Source organism: Tenacibaculum salmonis, from assembly GCF_041053065.1.
Classification (GTDB): Bacteria; Bacteroidota; Bacteroidia; order Flavobacteriales; family Flavobacteriaceae; genus Polaribacter; species Polaribacter pacificus_A.
Genome location: NZ_JBFCVV010000001.1, coordinates 127,667 through 153,047 on the forward strand (window position 1 = coordinate 127,667; position 25,381 = coordinate 153,047).

A 25,381-nucleotide genomic window follows, 5' to 3' on the forward strand; every position below is an offset into this window, starting at 1 on the left:
ATGTTTGATTTAGATCGTTGGAGAGAAATATTTCAAAGCATCAGTAAAAATAAATTACGTTCTGTAATGTCAGGATTTACAGTTGCTTTTGCAATATTATTATTTACGTTACTTTTTGGTATTGTAAGCGGATTAAGTAATTCGTTTAAAGGCGCTTTTGTTGATGATGCAATGAATACAATGAAAGTAAGAGTTTGGAAAACATCTAAACCATACAAAGGCTTACAAACAGGAAGAGAAATTCAGCTTAAAAACAAAGATTTCAATTTTATTGAAAAAGAATATCAAGATAAAATTCAGCATTTAACAGGGCGTATTTATAAAAATGTTAGTATTTCATATAAAAATAAATCAGATAATTATAGTTTAAGAGCTGTTCATCCCGATCATCAATTTTTAGAAAAAACAATTATTGATGAAGGTAGATATATTAATGAACGTGATTTAAGAGAAAAAGCAAAAGTTATTGTTATTGGTCGTTTAGTAAAAGAAGATTTATTTGGTGAAAAACCAGCTTTAGGTAAACGTGTAAATGTAGGTGGAATATCTTATCAAATAGTAGGTGTTTTTTCTGATGAAGGAGGAGATAGAATAGAAAGAGAAACTTATATGCCAGTAACAACAGCACAAATGATTTATGGAAATAATGATTATTTAAATCAAATACTTGTAGGGTATGACCCTAAGTTAAGTTTAGATCAGGCGATTGCTTTTGGTAATAAAATGGAACGTGATTTACGTAAAAATTTAGGTATTCATCCTGATGATCAAAGTGCACTTTCGGTACGTAACATGGCGGAAGCAAATAAAGGTATCGGAACTTTTATGTTAGCCTTATATTTTATTGTAATTTTTGTAGGTTCAGGAACTTTAATTGCTGGAATTATTGGTATTAGTAATATTATGATTTTTGTGATAAAAGAACGTACCAAAGAATTTGGTATCAGAAAAGCACTAGGAGCAAAACCATCATCAATTATAGGAATGGTGGTACAAGAATCGGTATTGATAACTACAATTGCAGGTTATTTAGGACTCTCGCTAGGAACTTATATTTTAAGTTTAATTGGCGACAGTTTAGAAAAATATTTTATAAAAGATCCAAGCGTAAGCCCAGGGATTGTAATAGGAGCAACCATTGTTTTAATATTATCGGGTTTAATAGCAGGTTATTTACCCGCAAAAAGAGCAGCAAATATTAAACCAATTGAAGCATTAAGAGCAGATTAATTATGAAATTTTTATTTGATTCAGACACTTGGCAAGAAATTTACGGAAGTATTCGTAAAAATAAAGTTAGAACCGCAATAACTATTATAGGTGTTCTTTGGGGAATATTTTTATTAGTTGTTTTATTAGGAGCATCTAGAGGGATGGAAAATAACTTTAAGAAAATTTTTGGAAATTTTGCCACCAATAGTGTGTTTATTTGGGCACAATCAACAGATACTCCTTTTAAAGGTTTTCAAAAAGGAAGGCGATTTTTACCAACATTAACTGATGTTAAAATATTAAAACAAGAATTTAAAGAGATAAAATTATTAGCACCAAGAAGTCAATCTGATGGGCAAATAGTTAAGGGGTTTAAATCTGGAAGTTTTCAAATTAGTGGTGATTATCCTATTTTAGATGAAGTTCAAAAGAAAAATTTAATATATGGTCGTTTTTTAAACGAAAATGACATTTTATCAAAAGCAAAAGTAGTTGTAATTGCTGAAGATATTTATAAGCAATTATTCGAAAAAAAAGAAGAACCTATTGGGCAATACATCAAAATCAACAACATTAATTATAAAGTAATTGGTGTTTATAAAGAGTCAAGTACTATTAACTTTGATGGAGCTTGTGCTTATATACCTTTTACGACTTTTCAGCAAGTATATAATATGGGTGATAAAATTCATTGGATGATGATAACAGCCAACGAAGGAGTAGATATTAAACAATTAGAAAAAGATGTTTTATTAACATTAAAAAGTTTACATAAAGTACATCCTGATGATAAAAGAGCTTTCGGAAGTGTAAATTTAGGTGTAGAAATAGCAAAATTTACTGGATTTTTAACAGGAATGCAATTTTTAACATGGTTTGTAGGTATTGCAACTTTAATAGCAGGTGTTTTTGCAATTGGTAATATTTTATTAATTACCGTAAAAGAACGTACTAAAGAAATAGGAATAAGAAGAGCTTTAGGAGCAACACCCAAAAGTATTCGACAACAAATTGTATTAGAATCTGTTTTTTTAACAACAGTAGCAGGTATGTTAGGTATTATATTAGGTGCATTAGTATTGTTTATTATAGATACTGCTTTTGGTCAAGGTTCAGATGCAACATTAGTAAACCCAACTGTAAATATTCCAATTATATTAATAGCATTTACAACTTTAGTTATATTAGGTACTTTAATCGGGTTAATACCTGCACACATGGCAACAGTAGTAAAACCAATCGAAGCATTAAGAGAAGAATAAATCAATCAACTAATTATGAGTAAAAGAGCAAAAATTATTTTAGGTATTATAGCAATATTATTTGCTGTAGCATTAATATGGTTCGGGCAAAAGAACAAAAAAAATATTGTAACATATGAAACAGAAAAACCATTTAGAACAACAATAGTTAAAAAAACGGTAGCAACAGGAAAAGTAATTCCTTTAGAAGAAGTTGAAATTAAACCTCAAATAGCAGGTATTGTAGATAAGATTTTAGTTGAAGAAGGAGCTATTGTAAAAGCAGGAGATTTATTAGCAACTGTAAGAGTTGTACCAAATGTAGCTTCGTTAAATAGAGCAAATGGTAGTGTGAAAAATGCAAAATTATCATTTAATAATGCAAAAGTTCAATTTGATAGAAATAAAAAACTATTTGATAAAGGAGTAATTTCTCGTCAAGAATTTGAAAATTCAGAGCTTACCTATAATAATGCTCGTTTATCATTAACAAATGCCAAATCTGATATGGATATTATTAAAAAAGGAACAACATCAGGTTTAGGAAGTGCTGCCAATACAAGTATTAGAGCAACTACATCGGGTATGATTGTTGAAATTCCTGTTAAAAAAGGATATCAAGTTACACAAGCAAATGATTTTAACGCAGGTACTACAATTGCTCGTATTGCTGATATGACTAAAATGATTTTTGAAGGTAAAGTAGATGAATCGGAAGTAGGGAAATTAGTAAAAGGAAGTAATATTGATATTGCAATTGGTGCTATTGAAAACAAGAAATTCCCTGCTGTTTTAAATTTTATAGCTCCAAAAGGAACTGATGAAGGTGGTGCTGTGCAATTTAAAATTAAGGCCGATGTGACTTTAGATGATGAATACTTTATTAGAGCTGGTTATAGTGCAAATGCTGATATTGTTTTAGTTAAAAAAGATTCTGTATTATCGATAAAAGAAGCGTTGCTTAGGTTTGATAAAAAAACAGAAGAACCATATGTAGAAGTTAAAATTTCAGATGATAAATTTGAAAAAAAGGAAGTGAAATTAGGAACTTCAGATGGTATAAATGTTGAGGTTTTAGAAGGTGTAACTAAAGATGATGAAATAAAAATTTGGAACAAAGCTTCTAAAGATGATAAAAAGTAATATTTAAAAATCTGTAATAAAAAAAATGTAAATAGCAGAAATTTCTAGCCCCGATTGAAGCAATTGTTTGAGCTCTTTTTTGTTTTTTTTAAACAAAAAAAGCGAGTGCGGAAAGCGGGAAATTGCTTCAAATAATTTTAGATATTATCATAAACAAAAAAGCAACTCCTAAGAGTTGCTTTTTACATTTAAATATTTTAAGCTTATCCTTTGTAAAAAGGTAATTTAACCACTTTTGCAGCTAATTGTTTTTTACGAACTTGAATAAAAATATTAGAATCTAATTTTGAATTTTCTTTAGTAACGTATCCTAAACCAATTCCTTTTCCTAAAGAAGGACTCATTGTTCCAGAAGTAACACGACCAATTACAGTACCTTCAGCATCAACTATTTCATAGTCATGACGAGGAATACCACGTTCTGTTAATTCAAAAGCAACTAATTTTTTAGTAACACCAGCTTCTTTTTGAGCCTTTAAAGCTTCAGAATTTACAAAGTCTTTTGTGAATTTAGTAATCCAACCTAAACCAGCTTCTAACGGAGAAGTTGTGTCATCGATATCGTTACCATATAAACAATAACCCATTTCTAAACGTAAAGTATCACGAGCAGCTAAACCGATTGGTTTAATTCCCCATTCAGCACCAGCTTCGAAAACTTTTTTCCAAACAGCTTCTACGTCTTCATTTTTTACATAAATTTCAAATCCACCAGAACCAGTATAACCAGTTGCCGATACAATTACATTTGGTAAACCAGCAAAATCAGTGATTTCAAACGTGTAAAATTTAATTGTAGATAAGTTAACAGAAGTTAACGATTGCATAGCTTCTGCAGCCTTAGGACCTTGAATAGCTAATAAAGACCAGTCATCAGAACGGTTTTCCATTTCAACATTTAAGTCGTTATGGCTAGCAATCCAGTTCCAATCTTTTTCTATGTTTGATGCGTTTACAACTAACATATATTCGTTTTCTGCAATCATGTAGATAATTAAATCATCTACAATTCCTCCATCAGCATTTGGCATACAGCTGTATTGCGCTTTACCAGGAGTTAATTTTGAAGCATCGTTTGTTCCAATTTTTTGAATTAAAGCCAAAGCATTTTCTCCTTTTAAGAAAAACTCACCCATATGACTTACGTCAAAAACTCCAACTCCTTTTCTTACAGTTTCGTGTTCTATATTGATACCTTCGTATTGTACAGGCATGTTATAACCAGCAAAAGGAACTAATTTTGCTCCTAAAGCTTCGTGAATATGTGTTAATGCAGTATTTTTCATTCTAAAATTGTTTGTTTTAAAGTATTTGCTAAAATATTGAAAAAATGACAAATAAATAGTCTGATTCTATTTAATATTTCAAACTTTCAAATACTATAAAACTTAAAAGGTAATTAGACTAATTAATCAACTAGAACCTTTATTTTTGCTTTTTTACATAAAATATGAGCCAACAACAACCAAATAATCCGCTTCACGGAATAAAATTAGCCACCATGTTAGAAGAACTATATTTAGAATATGGTTGGGAAGAATTAGGTGAAATTTTAAAAATTAATGCTTTTAAAAACAATCCTACTTATAAATCTAGCTTAAAATTTTTAAGAACAACTCCTTGGGCTAGAACTAAAGTAGAAGCATTGTATTTAAAGTTTATAAGCTAAATTATTTTTTAGTTAAATTATTTGAAGCAATTTCCCGCTTTCCGCACTCGCTTTTTTTTGAAGAAAAATCAAAAAAAGAGCTCAAACAAATGCTTCAATCGGGGCTAGAAATTTCTGCTAACTATAAAATGTTTTTTATAAATATAAATTTACACCTCATAATTTTAAATTGTGAGGTGTAAATTTTTTACATTTATTTATAATAAATATCGTTGTATTTTTGTTAATTTTCAACCGAAAAATTACTAGAAGTTATCATGTATTTCATCGACGTTATATTACCTATTCCTTTAAAAAAAACATTTACGTATTCTGTAAATGAAGCAGAATTTTCATTTCTTAAAAAAGGAATGCGAGTAGCTGTTTCTTTTGGAAAAAGTAAAATTTATACGGCACTTGTTTTTGATATTCATCAAAATGCACCTGAATCTTACAAAGCAAAAGATATTCATCAAATTTTAGATGAATTTCCTATTGTAAACGAATTACAGTTAAAACATTGGCAGTGGATTTCGAGCTATTATATGTGTTCGTTAGGTGATGTTTACAGAGCAGCTTTGCCATCGGCATTTATGCTAGAAAGTGAAACAATTATCTATAAAAATGAAACTTTTACAGATGAAAATTCTTTAACAGATGAAGAGTTTTTAATTTTTGAAGCTTTACAAAATAGTTCTCAACTAACTATTCATGAAGTTGCTAATATTATCGATAAAAAAAATGTTTTACCTATTATTGATACTTTAATTAATAAAGAAGTGGCTTTTATCAAAGAAGAAATTTACGAAACATATAAACCAAAATTAGTAAAATATGTTCGTTTAAATGCGATGCATCAATCTAATGAAGCACTTCAAAAATTATTAGAAGATTTATCAAGAGCAAAAAAACAACGAGAAGCAGTACTTACTTACTTTCAATTATCAGCATCTAAAAAACCAATAAAAGCAAAAGATTTAGAAGATAAATCAGGCGTATCATCATCAATATTAAAAGCATTAGTTGATAAAGAAATTTTTGAATTTTATAAAATTCAAACAGATAGAATTAATTTTAAAGGAGCAACTAATCAAATAAAAGAATTAAATGATTTTCAACAGCAATCTTTTAACGAAATTAAAACATCTTTTAAAACTCAAAATGTAACATTATTACACGGAGTTACAGGTTCAGGAAAAACAGAAATTTATGTAAAATTGATAAAAGAAGTTGTTGCAGAAGGAAAACAAGTATTGTTTTTATTGCCAGAAATAGCTTTAACAACTCAAATAATTGCACGATTACAACGTTATTTTGGCGATTTTATATCGGTATTTCATTCAAAATATTCAATGAATGAACGTGTAGAAGTTTGGAATAATGTATTAGAAAATAAACCAAAAGCACAAATTATTTTAGGTGCTCGTTCATCAGGATTTTTACCTTTTTCAAACTTAGGTTTAATTGTTGTTGATGAAGAACATGAAACATCATACAAACAATTTGAACCATCGCCAAGATACAATGCTCGTGATACGGCTATTGTTTTAGCACATTTACATAAAGCAAAAGTGTTGTTAGGTTCTGCAACTCCATCATTAGAAAGTTATTTTAATGCGAAACAAAATAAATATGGTTTTGTTGAATTAACTCGTCGTTTTGGAAATATTCAATTGCCCAAAATAGAGCTAATCGATGTAAAAGAAAAACAACGAAAAAAGGAAATGAAAGGTTTGTTTTCAGACCGTTTATTAAAAATGATTAATGATGCTTTAGAGGTAAAAGAACAAGTGATTTTGTTTCAGAATCGCCGTGGTTTTTCTCCAGTTGTAGAATGTACGACCTGTGGAATTTCGCCACAGTGCCCAAATTGTGACGTAAGTTTAACATTTCATAAATTTAGACGAGAGTTAAAATGTCATTATTGTCAATATCAACGTGCTATGCCTAATAATTGTGGTGCTTGCGGAAGTACAACGCTTGATACAAAAGGTTTTGGAACAGAACAAATTGAATTAGAGTTAAAAACATTATTTCCTGACCATAACATCGGAAGAATGGATTTAGATACAACGCGTGGTAAATATGGATATCAAAAAATAATTGGAGCTTTTGAAGCTCAAGAAATAGATATTTTAGTAGGAACACAAATGTTATCAAAAGGATTAGATTTTGAAAATGTATCATTAGTAGGTATTTTAAATGCCGATTCTATGTTGAATTTTCCAGATTTTAGAGCGCATGAACGAGCTTATCAATTAATGGTTCAGGTTTCGGGTAGGGCAGGACGTAGCAAAAAACAAGGGAAAGTAGCTATACAAACCTATAATCCGCATCATCAAATATTACAGCAAGTTTCTACGACTAATTATTCTGAAATGTATAAAGAACAATTACAAGACCGTTGGCAATTTCATTATCCACCTTATTATAAATTGATAAAAATCACTTTAAAACACAAAGACCCTGTTCGTGTTGAAACAGGAGTAAATTGGCTAGTAAAATCATTACAAAATGCTTTTGGAGAAAATGTTTTAGGACCAACAACTCCAGCGGTATCTCGTGTTCGAAATTTATATATTAAAAATTTAGTGATTAAAATTCCGCCAAAACAATCGTTAGGAAAAACAAAAGAATTAATAGGTAAAGTTAAAAATTCTTTTGAAGGTGTGAAAGATTTTAGATCAATCCGTTTTATTATGGATGTGGATGCTTATTAAATAGTTGCAATTAATATAGTTAATAAAAAAGCGATTTTTAGAACATCTAAAACCGCTTTTTTTAATGAGAAAATCAATATATAAAACTATAACTTGTTTCCTATAAAAGGAATGTTTTTTCTATTTAAATATAATAATATTACAGCAGCAATTAGCGTAATTATTGCTGAGAAAAATAAACTTCCACCATCACCATTATGTTCAATGCCTAATATTGTCAAATGTCCCATAATTGCACCGCCCATTAATCCAATGGTTAAACCTGCTCCTAACCAAGTCTTTTTGGGAATGAATAATAAGATAGCGGCTATTAATTCAAAAAAACCAGTTCCAATCCTCATAAAAGCTTCGTTTTCGTTAGCTATTTTTGTGAATAAATCAATGCTTTCTGTAGCTCCTGTAAATTTAAAAAATAATGTTTGAAGCATTATAATAGCAGCAATTAATTTTAATAATAGTGGAAAATATTTATTCATTTGTAGTTGTTTTTATTTTAGACGGTCTTTTTTTATCTCCTTACAATTATATTAAATAGTATTTTTACAGGATGAAAATAAGATTTATTTATATCGCAGTGTTTTTAGTTTTATCAGGATGTAAAACAGAAAAAATTAGCCTAAAATTTTTAAATGAATTTGTAGTTAAAGATTCTTTAATTTTAAATAATACTATTATTGGTGGTGTTTCAGGAATTGATTTTAGCAATAATCAATATTTTATGGTTGTTGATGATGCTAGAAATCCAAGAGTTTTAGTTGGTGATATTTTGATAAAAGAAAACGCTATAAAAGAAGTAACTTTTAAAAAAGTAATTCAACTAGATACTGTAAGTTCATTTTGTCAAAGTAATTTTTTAGATTTAGAAGGCATTTTTATTGCTGATAATCAAATTAATTTGATAAGTGAAGGAAGTATCCGAAAAGGTAAAAGTCCAACTATTTTTATAATTGATAGTTTAGGTAAATATCAGAAAGAAATAAAAACTCCAGTTTATTTTAACGCAAATTCTGTATCACAACCAAAACATAATGCTACGTTTGAAAGTTCTTCAAAAAGTAGTGATAAAAAAGGTTTTTGGGTAGGGATGGAAGCGCCATTAAAAGCAGATGGAGAAGAACCTACGTTTCATAAAACACAATCGCCAATACGAATTACCTATTTTGATAATCAATCAAAAAAAGCAACAAAGCAATTTGTTTATCAACTAGAAAAAATTAATAAACCAGCAAAAGGAAATATCAATTTAAACGGTGTTACAGCTATTTTAGAATATAAAAAGAATAATTTTTTTGTGATAGAAAGAATTTATCAAAGTGGATATGGAACTTTAGGAAATACTATCAGAATTTTTAAAGCCTCTATTGATAAGACATCAACAAATACATTAGATATCTTATCATTAAAAAAAGAAAAATATATTCCGTTAAAAAAAGAATTATTGTTTGATTTTTCATCAATTCAACATAAATTAACCGATTCAATTATAGATAATATTGAAGGAATTACTTTTGGACCTAAATTATTAAACGGAAATCGTTCTTTAATTTTGGTTTCTGATGATAATTTTCAAGCCTACGGAAAGCAGTTGACACAATTTTTATTGTTAGAAATTGAAACAGAATAGCCATGAGCACTAGCACTTATTAAAATGATAGAGACTTTTAAAGAAAAATCAATTCAAAAAAAATACGATAAACTTATTGTAAATGGAGTAAATAAAGATCAGAATACTACTAAAATAAATAAAGTTGTTGTTTTATTAGATAATGAATCTTTAGAAAATATTGTGATTTCTAATTTAATTAATACACTTCCTTTTAAAAAGGAAAATATTGAAGTGTTCATATATAAAGAGTATTCAAAAAAAGAGGAATTAGCTTCTAATTTTTTTACAAATAATGAATTTGGATTCAAAGCAAGTTTAAAATCAGACAATTTAAAAAACTTCGTTAAAAACGATTATGATTTGCTTATTAATTATGTAAAAACTCCAAATTTATATACGAATACAATAACTTTGTTGTCGCAAGCAAGCTTAAAAGCTAGTTTTGCAGGGATTGATGATAGATTGTATGATCTTGTTATATCTGACGAAGGATTAAATGAAGCAGTTTTAAATCAAGAATTAAAAAAATATTTAACAATACTAAAAAAAATATAATGCAAAAATTTGTTGGTACTGGTGTCGCTTTGGTAACTCCTTTTAGCGAAGATTTAAGTGTAGATTTTGATGCACTTAAAAAGTTAGTAAATTATAACATTGATAATGGAACTGATTATTTGGTTATTAATGGAACAACTGCTGAAAGTGCTACCATAACAAAGCAAGAAAAAGAACAAATAATAAAGGTTATTGTTGAAGAAAACAACGGAAGATTACCTTTAGTTTTAGGTCTTGGAGGAAATAATACACAAGTTGTAATTGATGAGTTAAAATCGACAGATTTATCAAATATTGATGGAATATTATCAGTAGCTCCTTATTACAGTAAACCAACTCAAGAAGGTTTTTATCAGCATTTTAAAGCTATTTCTTTAGCAAGTTCTAAACCAATTATATTATATAATGTACCTGGTAGAACGGCTAAGAACATGGAGCCATCTACTGTTTTACGTTTGGCAAATGATTTTGAAAATATTATAGGAATTAAAGAAGCGGGCAGTAATCAATATCAATATTTACAGTTATTAAAAGATAAACCAAAAGATTTTTTGATTATTTCTGGAGATGATGATTTAGCTTTAGGAGTTGTTTTAGCAGGAGGATCAGGAGTTATATCTGTAATAGGACAAGGATTTCCAAAAGAATTTTCAAAGATGATTAAGTTAGGTTTGGAAGGAAAAAACCAAGAAGCTTATGAAATTCATTATAAATTAATGGATGTTATCGATTATATTTTCGAGGAAAATAATCCATCAGGAATTAAAGCTTTATTACTAAAAAAAGGAATTTGTTTAGACGAAGTTCGTTTACCTTTAGTAAAAGCAACAGAAGGATTACAAACAAAAATTTCAGACTTTACAGACAATTTCTAATTTGTCTAAACAAAAATATTATTTATAAGAGGCTACAGTTTTTTAATTGTAGCCTTTTTTTTGCATCTTTGTTTAAGATCTTTTTTCTATAATAGAAAAGAAACTTTAATTTTTTAAAAAAAAACAAAAATATGTTATCAAAAATAATAGAAAGCGCATTAAATAAACAAATAAAAATAGAAGCAGAATCGTCACAAGTATATTTATCAATGGCATGTTGGGCAGAAAATCAAGGTTTTGAGGGAGTAGCACAATTTATGTATGCACATTCCGATGAAGAACGTATGCATATGTTAAAATTAGTAAAGTTTGTAAATGAAAGAGGAGGACATGCAAAAGTTTCAGAATTAGTAGCACCACCAAGTGAATTTGGGTCATTTAAAGATATGTTTCAAACATTATTTGACCATGAAGTAATGGTTTCAGCATCAATTAACGATTTAGTTCATATTACCTTACAAGAAAGAGATTATGCTACACATAACTTTTTACAATGGTATGTTTCTGAACAAATAGAAGAAGAAGCATTGGCAAGAAATATTTTAGATAAAATTAATTTAATTGGTGACGATAAAGGAGGTTTATATTTATTTGATAACGATGTTAAGCAAATAGTAGCACAAGGAGCTGCTGCTAACACTGCTCAATAAGATTAACAAAAAATTATATATTATACGTGATTTTTATATCAGATTTTATAGTTTATTGCAATACTCTATCTAGATAGAAAGAAATCGTTTTAATAATCCATAATTAATCACTAATTTTGCCAAATGCAAAAAATTAAAAATTTAGCGTATTTAGTTGTAATGCTATTCGTTTTATCTTCATGTGGAGAATATCACAGAGCATTAAACAAAGGAAGTATTCAAGAGCAGTATAAAATGGCTGTAAAAATGTACGAATCGCAAAAGTACAGCAAAGCGTTACGTTTGTTTGAAAAGGTTACACCTACTTACAGAGGAAAACCTCAAATGGAGCGTATCCAATACATGGTTTCTCAATCTAATTTTAATGAAAAAAATTATAGTTTAGCTGGATATTACTTTAATAGGTTTACAACAAATTACCCTAAAAGTTCAAAAAAAGAAGAAGCTGCTTTTTTATCAGCGTTAAGTTATTATAAAGCTGCGCCTAGTTTTAGTTTAGACCCTACGGATACAGATAAAGCATTAGCATCTTTTCAAGCCTTTATTGATGGATATCCTAATTCAGATAAATTAGATGAAGCAAATAAATATTATGCTGAATTACGTGGTAAATTAGAGAGAAAATCGTTTGAAATAGCTAAAACATATTACAAAACAGCTGCTTATGATTCTAGAAATTATACCGCAGCAATTACTGCTTTTGATAATTTATTATCAGATTATTTGGGTACAAAATATAAAGAAGAAGCGTTATATTTTCGTTTAAAAGCAGCACATGATTTTGTAATGAAAAGTACGCAACGTAGAAAACCTGAAAGAATTAAAGTAGCTATAAAAGCATACGATAAATTAAAGAGAAGTTTTCCTGAATCTAAATTTATAGAAGATTCCAATGCAATGTTAGCAGCATTAAATAAAGAACAAGAACAATTAGTTAAAAGTTAAAAGATGGATTATAAAGAAACGAAAGCACCCTTAAGTACTATTACTTATAATAAAGAAGCTATCGAAGCTCCAACAGAGAATATCTATGAAGCTATTTCAGTTATAGCTAAAAGAGCTAATCAAATTAATGCTGATTTAAAGAAAGAATTAGTTGATAAATTAGATGAATTTGCTACTTATAACGATAGTTTAGAAGAAGTTTTTGAAAATAAAGAACAAATTGAAGTTTCTAAATTTTACGAACGTTTACCTAAACCTCATGCTATTGCTGTAGATGAATGGTTAAACGGTAAAGTATATTTTAGAACTCCAGACGTAGAATAATATGTCTGTATTAAATGGTAAAAAAGTATTATTAGGTGTTACCGCAGGTATTGCCGCATACAAAACAGCCAGTTTAGTTCGATTTTTTATAAAATCAGGCGCAGAAGTTATCGTAGTGATGACTCCTGCGTCTAAAGATTTTATAACACCTCTTACACTTTCTACTTTATCTAAAAACCCTGTTTATTCTACTTTTTATGAAAAAGAAGATGAAAATGAGGTATGGAATAATCATGTTGATTTAGGGCTTTGGGCAGATTTAATGATTATTGCTCCAGCAACTGCAAATACCTTGTCTAAAATGACAAATGGTACTTGCGATAATTTATTGTTAGCTACTTATTTATCTGCAAAATGTCCTATATATTTTGCTCCTGCAATGGATTTAGATATGTATATACATCCTTCCACTAAAAATAGTTTAGACACATTACAAAATTTTGGTAATATATTAATTCCTGCAACTTCTGGTGAATTAGCTAGCGGATTGGTAGGAGAAGGTCGTATGGCTGAGCCAACAGATATTGTTTCTTTTATCGAAAAAGATATCGCTTCAAAATTACCACTTCGAGGAAAAAAACTATTATTAACAGCAGGTCCAACGTATGAAGCAATTGATCCTGTTCGTTTTATAGGGAATCATTCTTCTGGTAAAATGGGGTTTGAAATAGCTAAAACAGCTGCTAATTTAGGAGCTGAAGTATATTTAGTCGCAGGACCTTCACATCAAAAAGTATCCCATTCTTTTATTCATAGAATCGATGTCAAATCAGCTCAAGAAATGTATGATGCTTGTCATAAATATTATGAAATGGTAGATATTGCAATTTTATCGGCTGCTGTGGCAGATTATCGACCGAAAAATGTAGTTACTCAGAAAATAAAAAAGAAAGATTCAGCGTTAGTAATTGAATTAGAGCCAACAAAAGATATTTTAAAATCTTTAGGTGAGCTTAAAACAACTCAGTTATTAGTTGGTTTTGCATTAGAAACTGATAACGAAATTGAAAATGCAAAAAGTAAAATTACACGTAAAAACTTAGATTTTATCGTTTTAAATTCATTAAAAGATAAAGGTGCAGGTTTTGCTACAGATACAAATAAAGTAACTATTATTGATGCTGATTTTAATGAAACTGTTTTTGATTTAAAATCGAAAACAGCTGTATCAGTTGATATAATAAACGAAGTTATTAAAAGAATTTAATAAAATTGTTATACGAGCATTGCCTTCAAAGTAATTTTGATTACTTTGAAGGCAAAATGCAATTTTAGAAAGGCTTTAGTTTCTATAATGCTCTAACAAACAAATTAAAACTATAATAGATGCGTACGTTTTTCTTTTTAATTTTTATTTTATCATCAGTATTTACAATACAGTCTCAAGAATTAAATGCTTTTGTAACTATAAATACCGATAAAATTCAGAGTAGTAATAAACAAGTTTATGAAACACTTCAAAAATCATTAACAGAGTTTATTAACGAAAAACAATGGACTGATAAAAAATTTAAACAACAAGAACGTATTAATTGCGCTTTTACTATTATTATAAACGAACAAAGTGGTAATAATTTTACAGCAAGTTTACAGGTTCAATCTACACGACCTGTATATAATTCAAGTTATGCAAGCCCTATTTTAAACATAAATGATACTAATTTTAATTTTACATATAGTGAGTTTTCTCCTTTAATTTTTAATCCAAATACTTACGATTCTAATTTAGTATCAACAATAGCTTTTTATGTTTACACTATTTTAGGTATTGACGCAGATACTTTTGCATTAAAATCAGGTACAGATTACTTTAAAACGGCCGAAAACGTTATGTTACAAGCTCAATCAAGTGGTGAAACAGGCTGGCAAAATAAAATAGGAGCACAAAATCGTTTTGCATTAATTGATAATTTACTTTCTTCAAAATTTAGTCCTTTGCGTAGTATTTATTATGAATATCACAGAAATGGCTTTGATAAATTTGCAGATAATAAAGATATCGCTAAAGAAACTATTGAAAAAAATGTAATTTCTTTAGATAAATTACACAATATTACAATAGGTAATTATATGATTCGTGTTTTTTTAGATGCAAAAGGTGATGAAATTTCAAATGTTTTTTCTGATGGAAAACCCACAAAGAATACACCGAAAATGTTAGGTGTTTTAGATAAAATTGCCCCTACTTATAAAGATAAATGGAAGAGTATTAAATAATATAGTATTTTATTTATCAATTATTATTTTTATAGAAGAATACTTTTTACGAATACTTTAAAATAGTATGTATATCAGTTCTTTTTTAAGCAATTTAATTCATACAAAATCCGTACTTTTATTCTTTTAAAGAATCGATTTTGCTTAGACATTTATCCATACATAATTACGCTTTAATCAATCAGTTATCGATTGATTTTACAAAAGGTTTATCAATAATAACAGGTGAAACTGGAGCAGGTAAATCCATATTACTAGGCGCTTTAGGTTTAGTAATGGGAAATCGTGCCGATTTATCTTCCTTAAAAAACACAGAAAAAAAATGTATTATAGAAGCTAAATTTGCTGTTGAAGGATATTCTTTACACAGTTTATTTGAAGAATTTGATATCGATTATGAAGAAGAAACGATTATCCGTAGAGAAATTCTTCCTTCAGGAAAATCAAGAGCTTTTGTAAATGATACTCCTGTAAATTTATCAATTTTAACAGCTTTAAAAATAAAGCTACTTGATATTCATTCGCAACATCAAACATCAGAACTGTCAGATGTTAGTTTTCAATTTTCAATTATTGATGCTTTAGCAAAAAATAAAACGAAAATTACATCCTATAAAAATGGGATGAAAAAATATACTTCTTTAATTAAGGAATTAAAAATTTTAAAAGAAGAAACTCAAAAATCGAAAGAGCAATATGCTTATAATTCACACTTATTTAATGAGTTTGAAGAAGCCGAATTAATTGTAGGTGAGCAAGAAATATTAGAAGAAAAATTACATACATTAAATAATGTAGAAGAAATAAAGCAACATTTATCTGAAGCTTTAGATATTTCTTCAAATGAAGAAATTGGTATTCAAAACTCATTCTATTCCTTAGAAAATAGTTTGCAAAAAGTAAGTATATATTCTAAAAATTACGAAGAAATAGCAAACAGAGTTACAAGTATTAAATTAGAATTAGACGATGTTATTGCTGAATTAGAAAATGCAAATGATGAAGTAGATTTTAATCCGAATGAAATAGAAGAGTTAAATGATAGATTACAGTTAATTTATAATCTTCAGAAAAAACACTCGGTTAATTCTATTGAAGAATTATTAGTTATTTTCGAATCATTATCAGAAAAAGTAGCGCAAGTAGAAGATGCAGGAGCACTTATAGAAGCTAAAAATTCGGAGATAAAAGAAGTAACAAATAAATTAGATGAATTTGCTGTTTTAATTACTAAATCTAGAAATAAAGCAATTCCGAAATTACAAAAAGAATTAGAGTATTTATTAACTGAATTAGGAATGCCTAATGCACGTTTTTTAATTGAATTAAATGAATCGGAAACGTACTTTTCAAACGGAAAAGATGTGTTATCATTTTTATTTTCAGCAAATAAAGGCGGTAATTTTGGCGAACTTAAAAAAGTTGCTTCTGGTGGTGAATTATCAAGAATTATGTTATCTGTAAAAAAGATTTTATCAGAAAATATACAGCTTCCTACTATTATTTTTGATGAAATTGATACTGGAGTTTCAGGAGAAGTATCTAATAAAATAGCCAAAATAATGCAAGACATGGGAGTCGATATGCAAGTTATAACGATTACGCATTTACCTCAAATTGCAGCTAAAGGCTTACAACATTATAAAGTATTTAAAGGCGAAGAAAATGGCGTAACAACATCGAACTTAAAATTATTGTCAGTTGATGAACGTATAATTGAAATAGCTGAGATGTTAAGCGGAAAAGACGTGTCTGAAAGTGCTTTAATTCACGCAAAAGAATTATTAAATTAATAATTACATACAGTAAAAAGTAAAATATGTACAATTTATTAAAAGGTAAAAAAGGAATTATTTTTGGTGCATTAGATGAAAATTCTATAGCATGGAAAGTAGCTGAACGTGCTTATGAAGAAGGAGCAGAATTTGTGCTAACTAATGCGCCTGCGGGAATGCGTTTAGGAAATATTGATGATTTAGCGACTAAAACAGGCGCTGTTGTTATACCTGCTGATGCAACTTCTATGGATGATATTACAACTTTAGTTGAAAAATCTATGGAAATTTTAGGCGGAAAAATAGATTTTGTATTGCATTCTATAGGGATGTCTGTTAATGTGCGTAAAAAACGTCATTACACTGATCCTAATTACGATTTTACAGCAAAAGGTGCTGATGTTTCTGCAGTTTCTTTTCATAAAGTAATGAATGTTTTATACAACAAAAAAGCCATGAATGAATGGGGAAGTATTGTTGCTTTGTCATATATGGCGGCTCAACGTGTGTTTCCTGATTATAATGATATGGCTGATAATAAAGCGTATTTAGAATCGATTGCTCGTAGTTTTGGATACTTTTTTGGACGTGACCATAAAGTACGTGTAAATACTATTTCACAGTCGCCAACACCAACAAAAGCAGGACAAGGTGTAAAAGGTTTTGATGGCTTTATTTCGTATTCAGATAAAATGTCTCCTTTAGGAAATGCATCAGCATTAGAATGTGCAGATTATACGATTTCTTTATTTTCAGATTTAACAAGAAAAGTAACGTTACAAAATTTATTTCACGATGGAGGATTCTCTAATATGGGAGTTAGTACAGCCGTAATGGATAAATTTACAGAATTGTAATTTTAATAATCATAAAAAAATATATTAAAATGCAAATTATTAAATTTGCATTTTTTATTTATAACTATTTATATGAGCAATATTTTACAGATAGAAAAGGAGTTAGCTCCTTTAAGACAGCAATTAAAAGAACATACTTTATATGCATCACTAAAAAATATTAATGATGTAAAAATATTTATGGAATCTCATGTTTTTGCAGTTTGGGATTTTATGTCATTATTAAAAGCTTTACAATTAAATTTAACTTGTACTACTTTGCCTTGGCTTCCTGTGTCAACACCAAAAACAGCTCGGTTTATTAACGAAATAGTTTTAGGAGAAGAAACAGATGTAAATGAATTAGGCGTGCCTAAAAGTCATTTTGAAATGTATATTGATGCGATGAATCAAGCAGGGGCAAGTACTACTCAAATAGCTATTTTTATTGATGCTGTTATTGAAGGGAAAACGATAGAAGAAGCTTTAAATACTGCTGTTATTTTAAAAGAAGTAAAAGAGTTTGTTTTATTTTCTTTTGATGTTATAAACACGAATGCACCACATATTATTGCGGCTAGTTTTACCTTTGGTAGAGAAGATGTTATTCCTGATATGTTTTTTGAAATCGTTAAAAACACCGAAGAAAAAGAAACTACGACTTATAGTAAATTAACGTATTATTTAAACAGACATATTGAGTTAGATGGAGATGAACATGGTCCTTTATCATTAAAAATGATTGAAGAGTTATGTGGTAATGATGAGCAAAAATGGAATGATGTTTTATTATATGCTAAAAAATCTTTAGAGAAACGTATCAATCTTTGGAGTGGAATTACAAAAAAAATTAATGAACATGTTTTAATATAATGAGTTTACAATTTTCAATAATAGTACCTGTTTATAATCGTCCGAAAGAAATTGAGGAGTTATTAGAAAGTCTTACAAAGCAAGATTTTAATGAAAAATCATCAGAAGATTTTGAGGTTGTTATTGTAGAAGATGGTTCAGAAAAATCTTCTAAAAAAATTGTAGATAAATATAAATCAACTTTAAATATTTCCTATTTTTTTAAAGAAAATAGCGGAGCAGGAGCAAGTAGAAATTACGGAATGCAAAGAGCTTCAGGAAATTATTTTATCATTTTAGACAGCGATGTTATTGTTCCTTCTGAATATTTATCCGAAGTAAAAAAAGCATTAAAAGATAATTATACTGATGCTTTTGGTGGTCCTGATGCTGCACATAGTAGTTTTACCGATTTACAAAAAGCAATTAATTATTCTATGACATCGGTATTAACAACTGGTGGAATTAGAGGTAAGAAAAAAGGAGTTGGTAAATTTCAGCCACGTAGTTTTAATTTAGGTATTTCAAAAAAAGCTTTTATAAAAACGAAAGGATTTTCAGAAATGAAAGCGGGTGAAGATATTGATTTAACTTTCCGTTTATGGGAAAATGGATTTGAGACACAGTTAATTGAAAGTGCTTTTGTGTATCATAAACGAAGAAGTACTATTAAGCAGTTTTTTAAACAAACGTTTGCTTTTGGAACTGCACGACCTATTTTAAATGCGAAATATCCTGAAACAGCAAAATTAACATATTGGTTTCCTAGCTTATTTATTTTAGGTTTTCTGATGATTATGGTGCTTTTTATCTTCGGATATTGGCAATTCTTTATTTTTTATGTTATTTATTTTACCGCTATTTTTATAGATTCTTATCTGAAAAACAAAAATTTAAAAGTTGCTGGTTTAAGTAAATTAACAACATTAGTACAATTTATGGGATATGGATTAGGGTTCTTGCAATCTAAGTTTATAAAAAAATAAAAGCACTCAATTTGAGTGCTTTTTAATAGTTTTTAGTTGTATACTAAAAATCACTTTCTTCCATAATATATTCCATTAAAGAACGATAATCTTCTTCTATATAAGTTATTTCGGTAAAATTTTTATTACTATTAAAATAGTATTTTTTTTCATCTTTTGCGGTAACATACCAAAAGTATTTATTTTGATATTCAACACCTTGATTAAAAGAAAAATCAGAGGTTATTTTTTCTTTAGATATTTTTTTTGCAATTTCTATTTGTGTTGATACAAACTCAATATAAGAATCATTGTCTTGAGCATTTATTTTAATAGTTGTTGCTAATAAAAAAAAAGTCAATAAGAATAATTTTTTCATTTTATTGGTGGTTTAGTTTCGTATTTCAAAGACGAATTTAAATAATTGTTAAAATATTTTCAGGAGGACGACCAATTACTGCTTTATTATTGTTGATAACAATCGGGCGTTCAATTAATTTAGGATTGTCAATCATCGCTTTTATAACTTGGGCATCTGATAATTCTTTTCCTTTGAATTCTTCTTTCCAAATTTTTTCATTTTTACGAACTAATTGAATAGGAGCGATATTTAATAAATCAATAATTTCAGTTAATTGTTTTTCTGTAGGAATAGTTTCTAAGTATTTTACAACTTCGAATTCTTTTTTTGAATTTTCTAAAATCTCAATACCTTGACGAGATTTTGAACAACGTGGATTATGATATATTTTAATCATTTTATTTTTAGTTTATTTTTCTTTTTGCCCGTTAAGCATTAAATACGATTTTAAAAACGGATTAATATTTCCGTCCATAACAGCATCTACATTTCCTGTTTCATGGGCTGTACGTACATCTTTTACTAATTTATAAGGATGCATTACATAATTTCTAATTTGACTTCCCCATTCTGTTTTTAGTTTTCCTGCTTCAATATTTTCTCTGGTAGCTAATCTTTTTTGTAATTCGATTTCATACAATTGCGATTTTAACATTTTTAAAGCTGTAGCTCTGTTATCGTGTTGAGAACGTGAGTTAGAGCATTGAATTTGAATACCGCTTGGTTTGTGTGTTAATTGAACCTTTGTTTCTACTTTATTTACATTTTGTCCACCAGCACCGCTAGAACGTGCCGTAACAATTTCTATATCGGCAGGATTTATATCTATTTCAATAGTATCATCAGCAACAGGATATACATATACAGAGCCAAAAGTAGTGTGACGTTTACCATTACTATCAAAAGGAGAAATTCTTACTAATCTATGTACGCCGTTTTCACCTTTTAACCATCCGAAGGCATAATCGCCATCAAATTCCATAGTAACCGTTTTTACACCAGCAGTATCACCTGCCTGATAATTTAATGTTTTTAAGTTGAAGCCTTGTTTTTCTGCCCACATAGTGTACATGCGCATTAACATTTCTACCCAGTCACAACTTTCAGTACCACCAGCACCAGCCGTAATTTGAATGGTTGCACTTAAATTATCACCTTCTTCGGAAAGCATATTTTTAAATTCAATATCTTCTAAAAAAGAAATTGTTTTGTTAAATTGCTCAATAACTTCGTTCTCTTCAACTGCATCTTCTTTATAAAAATCATACAATACAGTAAGGTCTTCATTTAGTGAAATAACAGTATGGTAATCATTGACCCATTTCTTTTTAACACGTAAAGACTTCATAAACATTTCGGCTTCCTTCGGATGATTCCAAAAGTCAGGATCCATAGTTTTGTCTTCTTCGTTGCTTATTTCAATCAACTTTTTGTCAATTTCTAAATAGTTTTTTAACTTAACTATTCGTTCTGATATATTTTTTAATTGTTCTTGTGTTATCATAATCAATACAAAAATAAGTTAAATAATAAGATTGAATAAGCTAGATCTATTAATAACTAACAGTTTTTTGATAATTTTTTTAAATCGGATATTTTATTAGAGAAGTTTATCCCCATTATATAATTAGTATAATGGGGATAAATAATATTGTTTAGTGAAATTTTATTAGAAAAATACTCTTATAAAAGGTGAAATAGCATTAGCGTTAATACTTCTGTTTTTCTTGTATATTACATCATATTGAATTCCAAGAGTAACTTTACCTGTTATGTATGCAGCTCCAATGTTTAGTGATGGGTAACCATATTTTTCTTTAATTTTATCAATTGTTTTATTAACATAAGATTGTAGTAATTCTCCAGAAAACTCTATAGTAGGAATAGGTCTATATAAAGTAATAATACCAGCAGAATATACATTCGAGCTATAACCTTTGCTTTTGTTGTGTAAATAACCAATACTACCTCCAATAGAAAATTCTTCATTAAAATCATAAACTAGGCTTGGTGTAATAGATAAAGTAGTGCTGTTTTCTCCTAAACTAAAACCAAAGCTACCTCCTAATCGGATATTACCGAGTAAGTTAGATTCTTGAGCAAAACTAAATGCTGAGCATAAAAAAAGACAAAGAGTAATTATTTTTTTCATAGTAGTTAATTTGAATCTTCAAATTTAGTCAATTCTTTATAGTTTTTATTTAATTTTCGTAATAAGATACCGTAAAGTAATTGATAAAATAACCAAAATAATACTAAAAATATCAGTAAAAACAAGATTTGAGAAATCAGTATTACTGTAAAAAAATTAGTATTATTAATAATTAAGTTTTCAGTATTAAAAACTTCTTTGAAATTATTTTTATCACTAAAAATGATAATATTTATTATTAGCGATAAAATAATAAAAGTAATTAGGTTGTAATACACATAAAACTTAACTGTTTTTCTAACTTTAAATATTTTATTAAGTAACTCTTTAGTATTATCCATTACAGAAATGGATGTGTAATTTTTGTAAAATATATATAAAAAAACAATAATAACTATGTAATGAATATAATATGTGAAATTAATAAAAGAGGTTAGATTTAATTGGTCATAAACTTTCATATACTCGCTATTAGCGGTAAGTATGTTTAACAGTATCCAAAAAGAAAATTCTAATATTCCAATAATAAAAATCCATTTGACTATTGATGATGACTTGGAATGTGCCATTTTATAAATATCAACCTTAGAAACTGTATTTATTTCCTCAGGTTGATTATTCCATGCTGTTTTATATTTATCTAAATCCATATGTTTATGGGTTTAATACTTTTTTTAATTTATCTTTTGCTCTATTCATTTTAACCCGAGCGTTTACTTGGCTAATACCTAAGGTTACAGCTATTTCTTTGTAGGGTTTGTCTTCTAGATACAAAAATATAAGCGCTTTATCAATATCATTTAATTTGCGAATAGCTTTGTATAATTCTTTTAATTGTAATTCTTCAGTATCGTCATAGTCCTCTGCTTTTATTTTAAAAGTATAGTCGGTAATATCTTGTGTTTTTACAGTTCTTGTTGATTTTCTGTATAAAGAAATTGCTGTATTTAAAGCAACTCTATACATCCAAGTACTAAATTTAGCATCACCTCTAAACTTGCTGTAGTTTTTCCAAAGCTGAATTGTTATTTCTTGAAACAAATCATTGTGCGCATCTTTATTTGTAGTATAAAGCCTACAAATTTTATGCACAACATTTTGATTTGATTCAAAATCAGATAAAAAATTATTTTCTAGTTCCTTTTCCACTAAGTTTACTACAGTTGGTAAATTATAAGTAGCTCAAAAATACGATTTGTTACAGTTCATCCTAAAAAAAATACAAGTCAGTTATTTTTAGTGTAATAAAAGCTATTTAAAAAGCATCTTTGTAAGGAATTAACATTTAAAAAAATAACTTATGAAATTTATAATAGTATTCTTTATAATCGTATTATTTTTTATCACTGAAATAATAACAACCAAATAATAATATAAAAGATGAAAAAAAATATACTTCTTTGTTTAAAAATTACTTTAATTTTTGGTGTGTTTTTTATATTGATAAATAAACAATTTACATTAAAAGGTGTTTTTTTAACATTTCTTATTTCAGGAATTTATTCTTTTGGATTAGGTTTAGGTAATGGTTTTTTAAATGATTATTTAAGTAGAAAATGGAGTTGGATTACGCAAACAAATAAACGTGTTTGGGCAGGTATTATAGGAACTTTTTTATATACTATCCCTGTAATATTGGCAATTCATTACTTTTTGTTTGTTGTTTTATATGATGAAAATCCACAACACTTTTTTTCTGGAAAAATGATTTGGGTACATTTATTTTGGATAATTTTTGCCTTTGCAATTTCGGCATTTTTACATGCCAGAGGTTTTATGATTAATTGGAAAGCATCAGTAAAACAAGAAACAACACAACATGAAATTGTAGCAAAAACTGAAACAGCAAAATTTGAAAGTTTAAAAAATCAGTTAGATCCTCATTTTTTATTTAATAGTTTAAATGTGTTAGTTTCTTTAATCGGTGAAAATCCAAAACAAGCAGAAAGATTTACGACAAAATTATCAAAAGTATATCGCTATGTTTTGGAACAGCGAAATAAAGAATTAATTCCGTTAGAAGAAGAATTGAAATTTGCAAGAACTTATATGGAACTTTTACAAATGCGATTTGAAGATGCCATAGAATTTAATATTCCTACTACAATAAGTAATTCAGAATTAAAAATAGTGCCATTATCATTACAATTATTACTAGAAAATGCAGTGAAACATAATGTAGTTTCATCAACAAAACCATTAGAAATAAAAATTTTTGAATCAGGTGATTTTCTGCAAATTCAAAATACGGTACATCCTAAAGAAGTTATTGGAAAAAGTACAAAAGTAGGTTTAAGAAATATTGCAGATCGGTACGGTTTAATAACTGATAAATCTGTAGAAATTAAAAATAATAATAAAATATTTACGGTGAGTCTGCCTCTATTAACAAAAACAAAAAATATGTCATTTAATAATAATAGCATCGAAAATAGTAAGTATATAAAAGCTGTCGAAAAAGTAGAGAAGTTGAAAGAGTTATATCAGAATTTAGCATCTTATTGTGTTGTGATTCCTTTTTTAATTTTTATCAATTTAAAATTTTCACCACAATTTCATTGGTTTTGGTTTCCCATTTTTGGTTGGGGAATAGGTTTGATTTTTCATTTTTTAGAAATAAATAATTATAATATTATTTTAGGTGAAAACTGGGAAGAACGTAAAATTAATGAAATTATGAAAAAAAATAAATAATATGGAGATAACACAAACAGAAGAAGCAAGGTATTTATTAGCAAAGAAAAGAGTAAAAAAGATACAAGGAGTTTATACACATTCAGTAATTTATTGTGTAGTAATATCTGTTATTATTTTTATAAACTTAAAATTTGAACCACATTTTCATTGGTTTTGGTTTTCGCTAATTGGTTGGGGAATTGGACTTTTATCGCATTGGTTAAGTGTTTTTGCATTTAAGAAAACGGATTTTGTGAAAAACTGGGAAGAGCTTAAAATTAATGAATTAATTAATGAAAATAAAAATGGTAAATAAGATGAGAACAGAAGAACAGAAATATATACGAGCAAAAAAACGTGTTGATAAAATAAAGAAATTTTATACGCATTTTGCAATTTATATAGTGGTTAATATTTTTATATCGGCAGTGGTTATTTTTGGAATGATGAACGATGGTTATTATGATTTTTGGAAAGCAATTAATCATTTTGCAGTTTATTCTACTTGGTTATTTTGGGGAATTGGATTGTGTTTTCATTGGCTAAATGTTTTTGGATCTAATTTATTCTTAGGTAAAAACTGGGAAGAACGTAAAATTAATGAATACATGAATGATAATTAATAGAA

General features: G+C 28.0%; 28 protein-coding genes. 20 read left to right on the top strand and 8 right to left on the bottom strand.

Annotated features, from left to right (window positions below):
* From AB0T67_RS00540 to AB0T67_RS00550, 3 genes are read left to right on the top strand one after another with little or no spacing between them, the layout of a single operon-like run.
* Nucleotides 1–1,230, top strand: coding sequence for an ABC transporter permease (locus AB0T67_RS00540; RefSeq protein WP_369218684.1), 1,230 nt, complete (start codon nucleotides 1–3; stop codon nucleotides 1,228–1,230).
* A gap of 2 nt (nucleotides 1,231–1,232) precedes the next feature.
* Nucleotides 1,233–2,474, top strand: coding sequence for an ABC transporter permease (locus tag AB0T67_RS00545; protein WP_369218685.1), 1,242 nt, complete (start codon nucleotides 1,233–1,235; stop codon nucleotides 2,472–2,474).
* Between the two features lie 15 nt (nucleotides 2,475–2,489).
* Nucleotides 2,490–3,596 (top strand): efflux RND transporter periplasmic adaptor subunit, encoded by a 1,107-nt coding sequence (locus AB0T67_RS00550; RefSeq protein ID WP_369218686.1) that lies wholly within the window; start codon nucleotides 2,490–2,492, stop codon nucleotides 3,594–3,596.
* A gap of 203 nt (nucleotides 3,597–3,799) precedes the next feature.
* Here the strand turns inward: AB0T67_RS00550 and gcvT are convergent, their stop codons facing one another.
* Nucleotides 3,800–4,882, bottom strand: a complete 1,083-nt coding sequence (gcvT, locus tag AB0T67_RS00555) for a glycine cleavage system aminomethyltransferase GcvT (protein ID WP_369218687.1) — start codon at nucleotides 4,880–4,882, stop codon at nucleotides 3,800–3,802.
* Between the two features lie 164 nt (nucleotides 4,883–5,046).
* Here gcvT and AB0T67_RS00560 point away from each other — a divergent pair, with 164 nt between their 5' ends.
* A complete protein-coding gene (locus AB0T67_RS00560; RefSeq protein ID WP_271230178.1) occupies nucleotides 5,047–5,265 on the top strand; it encodes a VF530 family protein in 219 nt (72 codons plus the stop codon).
* A gap of 257 nt (nucleotides 5,266–5,522) precedes the next feature.
* Nucleotides 5,523–7,964 (top strand): replication restart helicase PriA, encoded by a 2,442-nt coding sequence (gene priA / locus AB0T67_RS00565; RefSeq protein WP_369218688.1) that lies wholly within the window; start codon nucleotides 5,523–5,525, stop codon nucleotides 7,962–7,964.
* An 86-nt stretch (nucleotides 7,965–8,050) separates the two neighbouring features.
* Here the strand turns inward: priA and AB0T67_RS00570 are convergent, their stop codons facing one another.
* Entirely contained in the window at nucleotides 8,051–8,440 is a 390-nt protein-coding gene (locus tag AB0T67_RS00570; RefSeq protein ID WP_271230176.1) for a DoxX family membrane protein, read from the bottom strand.
* 71 nt (nucleotides 8,441–8,511) lie between these two features.
* On the opposite strand from AB0T67_RS00570, the gene AB0T67_RS00575 reads away from it, so the two are divergent.
* The 12 genes from AB0T67_RS00575 (at nucleotide 8,512) to AB0T67_RS00630 (ending at nucleotide 19,585) form a co-directional block, all read left to right on the top strand.
* Complete coding sequence (locus tag AB0T67_RS00575; protein WP_369218689.1) at nucleotides 8,512–9,588, top strand: esterase-like activity of phytase family protein; 1,077 nt, start codon at nucleotides 8,512–8,514, stop codon at nucleotides 9,586–9,588.
* A 24-nt stretch (nucleotides 9,589–9,612) separates the two neighbouring features.
* Complete coding sequence (locus tag AB0T67_RS00580; protein ID WP_369218690.1) at nucleotides 9,613–10,125, top strand: DUF6913 domain-containing protein; 513 nt, start codon at nucleotides 9,613–9,615, stop codon at nucleotides 10,123–10,125.
* Nucleotides 10,125–11,000 carry a 4-hydroxy-tetrahydrodipicolinate synthase gene (dapA, locus tag AB0T67_RS00585; protein ID WP_369218691.1) on the top strand — a complete coding sequence of 292 codons (876 nt, stop codon included), beginning with the start codon at nucleotides 10,125–10,127 and terminating at the stop codon, nucleotides 10,998–11,000. The genes AB0T67_RS00580 and dapA overlap by 1 nt, the downstream gene beginning before the upstream one ends.
* Before the next feature lie 131 nt (nucleotides 11,001–11,131).
* Nucleotides 11,132–11,650, top strand: a complete 519-nt coding sequence (locus AB0T67_RS00590) for a ferritin (protein WP_369218692.1) — start codon at nucleotides 11,132–11,134, stop codon at nucleotides 11,648–11,650.
* A gap of 123 nt (nucleotides 11,651–11,773) precedes the next feature.
* Nucleotides 11,774–12,595, top strand: a complete 822-nt coding sequence (locus AB0T67_RS00595; RefSeq protein ID WP_271230171.1) for an outer membrane protein assembly factor BamD — start codon at nucleotides 11,774–11,776, stop codon at nucleotides 12,593–12,595.
* Between the two features lie 3 nt (nucleotides 12,596–12,598).
* The gene (locus AB0T67_RS00600; RefSeq protein WP_369218693.1) at nucleotides 12,599–12,919 is read left to right on the top strand and encodes a DNA-directed RNA polymerase subunit omega; all 321 of its coding nucleotides are present in this window, start codon (nucleotides 12,599–12,601) and stop codon (nucleotides 12,917–12,919) included.
* Nucleotide 12,920: 1 nt separating this feature from the next.
* Nucleotides 12,921–14,126 carry a bifunctional phosphopantothenoylcysteine decarboxylase/phosphopantothenate--cysteine ligase CoaBC gene (gene coaBC / locus AB0T67_RS00605; protein WP_369218694.1) on the top strand — a complete coding sequence of 402 codons (1,206 nt, stop codon included), beginning with the start codon at nucleotides 12,921–12,923 and terminating at the stop codon, nucleotides 14,124–14,126.
* Nucleotides 14,127–14,245: 119 nt separating this feature from the next.
* Entirely contained in the window at nucleotides 14,246–15,136 is an 891-nt protein-coding gene (porD, locus tag AB0T67_RS00610) for a type IX secretion system protein PorD (protein ID WP_369218695.1), read from the top strand.
* 140 nt (nucleotides 15,137–15,276) lie between these two features.
* Entirely contained in the window at nucleotides 15,277–16,929 is a 1,653-nt protein-coding gene (recN, locus tag AB0T67_RS00615) for a DNA repair protein RecN (protein ID WP_369218696.1), read from the top strand.
* A gap of 26 nt (nucleotides 16,930–16,955) precedes the next feature.
* Nucleotides 16,956–17,768, top strand: coding sequence for an enoyl-ACP reductase FabI (locus AB0T67_RS00620; protein ID WP_369218697.1), 813 nt, complete (start codon nucleotides 16,956–16,958; stop codon nucleotides 17,766–17,768).
* Between the two features lie 72 nt (nucleotides 17,769–17,840).
* Nucleotides 17,841–18,620, top strand: a complete 780-nt coding sequence (locus tag AB0T67_RS00625) for a DUF3050 domain-containing protein (RefSeq protein WP_369218698.1) — start codon at nucleotides 17,841–17,843, stop codon at nucleotides 18,618–18,620.
* On the top strand, nucleotides 18,620–19,585 hold the full coding sequence (locus tag AB0T67_RS00630; RefSeq protein ID WP_369218699.1) for a glycosyltransferase: 966 nt from the start codon (nucleotides 18,620–18,622) through the stop codon (nucleotides 19,583–19,585). Before AB0T67_RS00625 ends, AB0T67_RS00630 begins: the two co-directional genes overlap by 1 nt.
* Before the next feature lie 43 nt (nucleotides 19,586–19,628).
* Here AB0T67_RS00630 and AB0T67_RS00635 read toward each other — a convergent pair whose 3' ends face one another.
* The 6 genes from AB0T67_RS00635 to AB0T67_RS00660 all read right to left on the bottom strand — a co-directional run bounded on the left by AB0T67_RS00635 (nucleotide 19,629) and on the right by AB0T67_RS00660 (nucleotide 23,226).
* Nucleotides 19,629–19,943, bottom strand: a complete 315-nt coding sequence (locus tag AB0T67_RS00635) for a hypothetical protein (protein ID WP_369218700.1) — start codon at nucleotides 19,941–19,943, stop codon at nucleotides 19,629–19,631.
* 37 nt (nucleotides 19,944–19,980) lie between these two features.
* Nucleotides 19,981–20,322, bottom strand: a complete 342-nt coding sequence (arsC, locus tag AB0T67_RS00640) for an arsenate reductase (glutaredoxin) (protein ID WP_369218701.1) — start codon at nucleotides 20,320–20,322, stop codon at nucleotides 19,981–19,983.
* 12 nt (nucleotides 20,323–20,334) lie between these two features.
* Entirely contained in the window at nucleotides 20,335–21,429 is a 1,095-nt protein-coding gene (gene prfB, locus AB0T67_RS00645; RefSeq protein WP_271230161.1) for a peptide chain release factor 2, read from the bottom strand.
* Nucleotides 21,430–21,594: 165 nt separating this feature from the next.
* The gene (locus AB0T67_RS00650) at nucleotides 21,595–22,077 is read right to left on the bottom strand and encodes a hypothetical protein (RefSeq protein WP_271230160.1); all 483 of its coding nucleotides are present in this window, start codon (nucleotides 22,075–22,077) and stop codon (nucleotides 21,595–21,597) included.
* 5 nt (nucleotides 22,078–22,082) lie between these two features.
* Nucleotides 22,083–22,727, bottom strand: coding sequence for a hypothetical protein (locus AB0T67_RS00655; protein ID WP_271230159.1), 645 nt, complete (start codon nucleotides 22,725–22,727; stop codon nucleotides 22,083–22,085).
* Nucleotides 22,728–22,731: 4 nt separating this feature from the next.
* Nucleotides 22,732–23,226, bottom strand: coding sequence for an RNA polymerase sigma factor (locus AB0T67_RS00660; RefSeq protein ID WP_271230158.1), 495 nt, complete (start codon nucleotides 23,224–23,226; stop codon nucleotides 22,732–22,734).
* A 231-nt stretch (nucleotides 23,227–23,457) separates the two neighbouring features.
* Here AB0T67_RS00660 and AB0T67_RS00665 point away from each other — a divergent pair, with 231 nt between their 5' ends.
* Genes AB0T67_RS00665 through AB0T67_RS00675 form a run of 3 tightly spaced genes read left to right on the top strand, consistent with a single transcriptional unit; the run spans nucleotide 23,458 to nucleotide 25,376 of the window.
* A complete protein-coding gene (locus AB0T67_RS00665; RefSeq protein WP_369218702.1) occupies nucleotides 23,458–24,771 on the top strand; it encodes a histidine kinase in 1,314 nt (437 codons plus the stop codon).
* A gap of 1 nt (nucleotide 24,772) precedes the next feature.
* Nucleotides 24,773–25,069, top strand: coding sequence for a 2TM domain-containing protein (locus AB0T67_RS00670; RefSeq protein ID WP_369218703.1), 297 nt, complete (start codon nucleotides 24,773–24,775; stop codon nucleotides 25,067–25,069).
* Nucleotide 25,070: 1 nt separating this feature from the next.
* A complete protein-coding gene (locus tag AB0T67_RS00675) occupies nucleotides 25,071–25,376 on the top strand; it encodes a 2TM domain-containing protein (RefSeq protein WP_369218704.1) in 306 nt (101 codons plus the stop codon).
* Nucleotides 25,377–25,381 lie beyond the last annotated feature (5 nt).

What these genes read in the sequence shown, in the direction of transcription:
- AB0T67_RS00540 (WP_369218684.1), top strand. Translation starts at nt 1, where the DNA reads ATGTTTGATTTAGATCGTTGGAGAGAAATATTTCAAAGCATCAGTAAA.
- AB0T67_RS00545 (WP_369218685.1), top strand. Translation starts at nt 1,233, where the DNA reads ATGAAATTTTTATTTGATTCAGACACTTGGCAAGAAATTTACGGAAGT.
- AB0T67_RS00550 (WP_369218686.1), top strand. Translation starts at nt 2,490, where the DNA reads ATGAGTAAAAGAGCAAAAATTATTTTAGGTATTATAGCAATATTATTT.
- gcvT (WP_369218687.1), bottom strand. Translation starts at nt 4,882, where the DNA reads ATGAAAAATACTGCATTAACACATATTCACGAAGCTTTAGGAGCAAAA.
- AB0T67_RS00560 (WP_271230178.1), top strand. Translation starts at nt 5,047, where the DNA reads ATGAGCCAACAACAACCAAATAATCCGCTTCACGGAATAAAATTAGCC.
- priA (WP_369218688.1), top strand. Translation starts at nt 5,523, where the DNA reads ATGTATTTCATCGACGTTATATTACCTATTCCTTTAAAAAAAACATTT.
- AB0T67_RS00570 (WP_271230176.1), bottom strand. Translation starts at nt 8,440, where the DNA reads ATGAATAAATATTTTCCACTATTATTAAAATTAATTGCTGCTATTATA.
- AB0T67_RS00575 (WP_369218689.1), top strand. Translation starts at nt 8,512, where the DNA reads ATGAAAATAAGATTTATTTATATCGCAGTGTTTTTAGTTTTATCAGGA.
- AB0T67_RS00580 (WP_369218690.1), top strand. Translation starts at nt 9,613, where the DNA reads ATGATAGAGACTTTTAAAGAAAAATCAATTCAAAAAAAATACGATAAA.
- dapA (WP_369218691.1), top strand. Translation starts at nt 10,125, where the DNA reads ATGCAAAAATTTGTTGGTACTGGTGTCGCTTTGGTAACTCCTTTTAGC.
- AB0T67_RS00590 (WP_369218692.1), top strand. Translation starts at nt 11,132, where the DNA reads ATGTTATCAAAAATAATAGAAAGCGCATTAAATAAACAAATAAAAATA.
- AB0T67_RS00595 (WP_271230171.1), top strand. Translation starts at nt 11,774, where the DNA reads ATGCAAAAAATTAAAAATTTAGCGTATTTAGTTGTAATGCTATTCGTT.
- AB0T67_RS00600 (WP_369218693.1), top strand. Translation starts at nt 12,599, where the DNA reads ATGGATTATAAAGAAACGAAAGCACCCTTAAGTACTATTACTTATAAT.
- coaBC (WP_369218694.1), top strand. Translation starts at nt 12,921, where the DNA reads ATGTCTGTATTAAATGGTAAAAAAGTATTATTAGGTGTTACCGCAGGT.
- porD (WP_369218695.1), top strand. Translation starts at nt 14,246, where the DNA reads ATGCGTACGTTTTTCTTTTTAATTTTTATTTTATCATCAGTATTTACA.
- AB0T67_RS00620 (WP_369218697.1), top strand. Translation starts at nt 16,956, where the DNA reads ATGTACAATTTATTAAAAGGTAAAAAAGGAATTATTTTTGGTGCATTA.
- AB0T67_RS00625 (WP_369218698.1), top strand. Translation starts at nt 17,841, where the DNA reads ATGAGCAATATTTTACAGATAGAAAAGGAGTTAGCTCCTTTAAGACAG.
- AB0T67_RS00630 (WP_369218699.1), top strand. Translation starts at nt 18,620, where the DNA reads ATGAGTTTACAATTTTCAATAATAGTACCTGTTTATAATCGTCCGAAA.
- AB0T67_RS00635 (WP_369218700.1), bottom strand. Translation starts at nt 19,943, where the DNA reads ATGAAAAAATTATTCTTATTGACTTTTTTTTTATTAGCAACAACTATT.
- arsC (WP_369218701.1), bottom strand. Translation starts at nt 20,322, where the DNA reads ATGATTAAAATATATCATAATCCACGTTGTTCAAAATCTCGTCAAGGT.
- prfB (WP_271230161.1), bottom strand. Translation starts at nt 21,429, where the DNA reads ATGATAACACAAGAACAATTAAAAAATATATCAGAACGAATAGTTAAG.
- AB0T67_RS00650 (WP_271230160.1), bottom strand. Translation starts at nt 22,077, where the DNA reads ATGAAAAAAATAATTACTCTTTGTCTTTTTTTATGCTCAGCATTTAGT.
- AB0T67_RS00655 (WP_271230159.1), bottom strand. Translation starts at nt 22,727, where the DNA reads ATGGATTTAGATAAATATAAAACAGCATGGAATAATCAACCTGAGGAA.
- AB0T67_RS00665 (WP_369218702.1), top strand. Translation starts at nt 23,458, where the DNA reads ATGAAAAAAAATATACTTCTTTGTTTAAAAATTACTTTAATTTTTGGT.
- AB0T67_RS00670 (WP_369218703.1), top strand. Translation starts at nt 24,773, where the DNA reads ATGGAGATAACACAAACAGAAGAAGCAAGGTATTTATTAGCAAAGAAA.
- AB0T67_RS00675 (WP_369218704.1), top strand. Translation starts at nt 25,071, where the DNA reads ATGAGAACAGAAGAACAGAAATATATACGAGCAAAAAAACGTGTTGAT.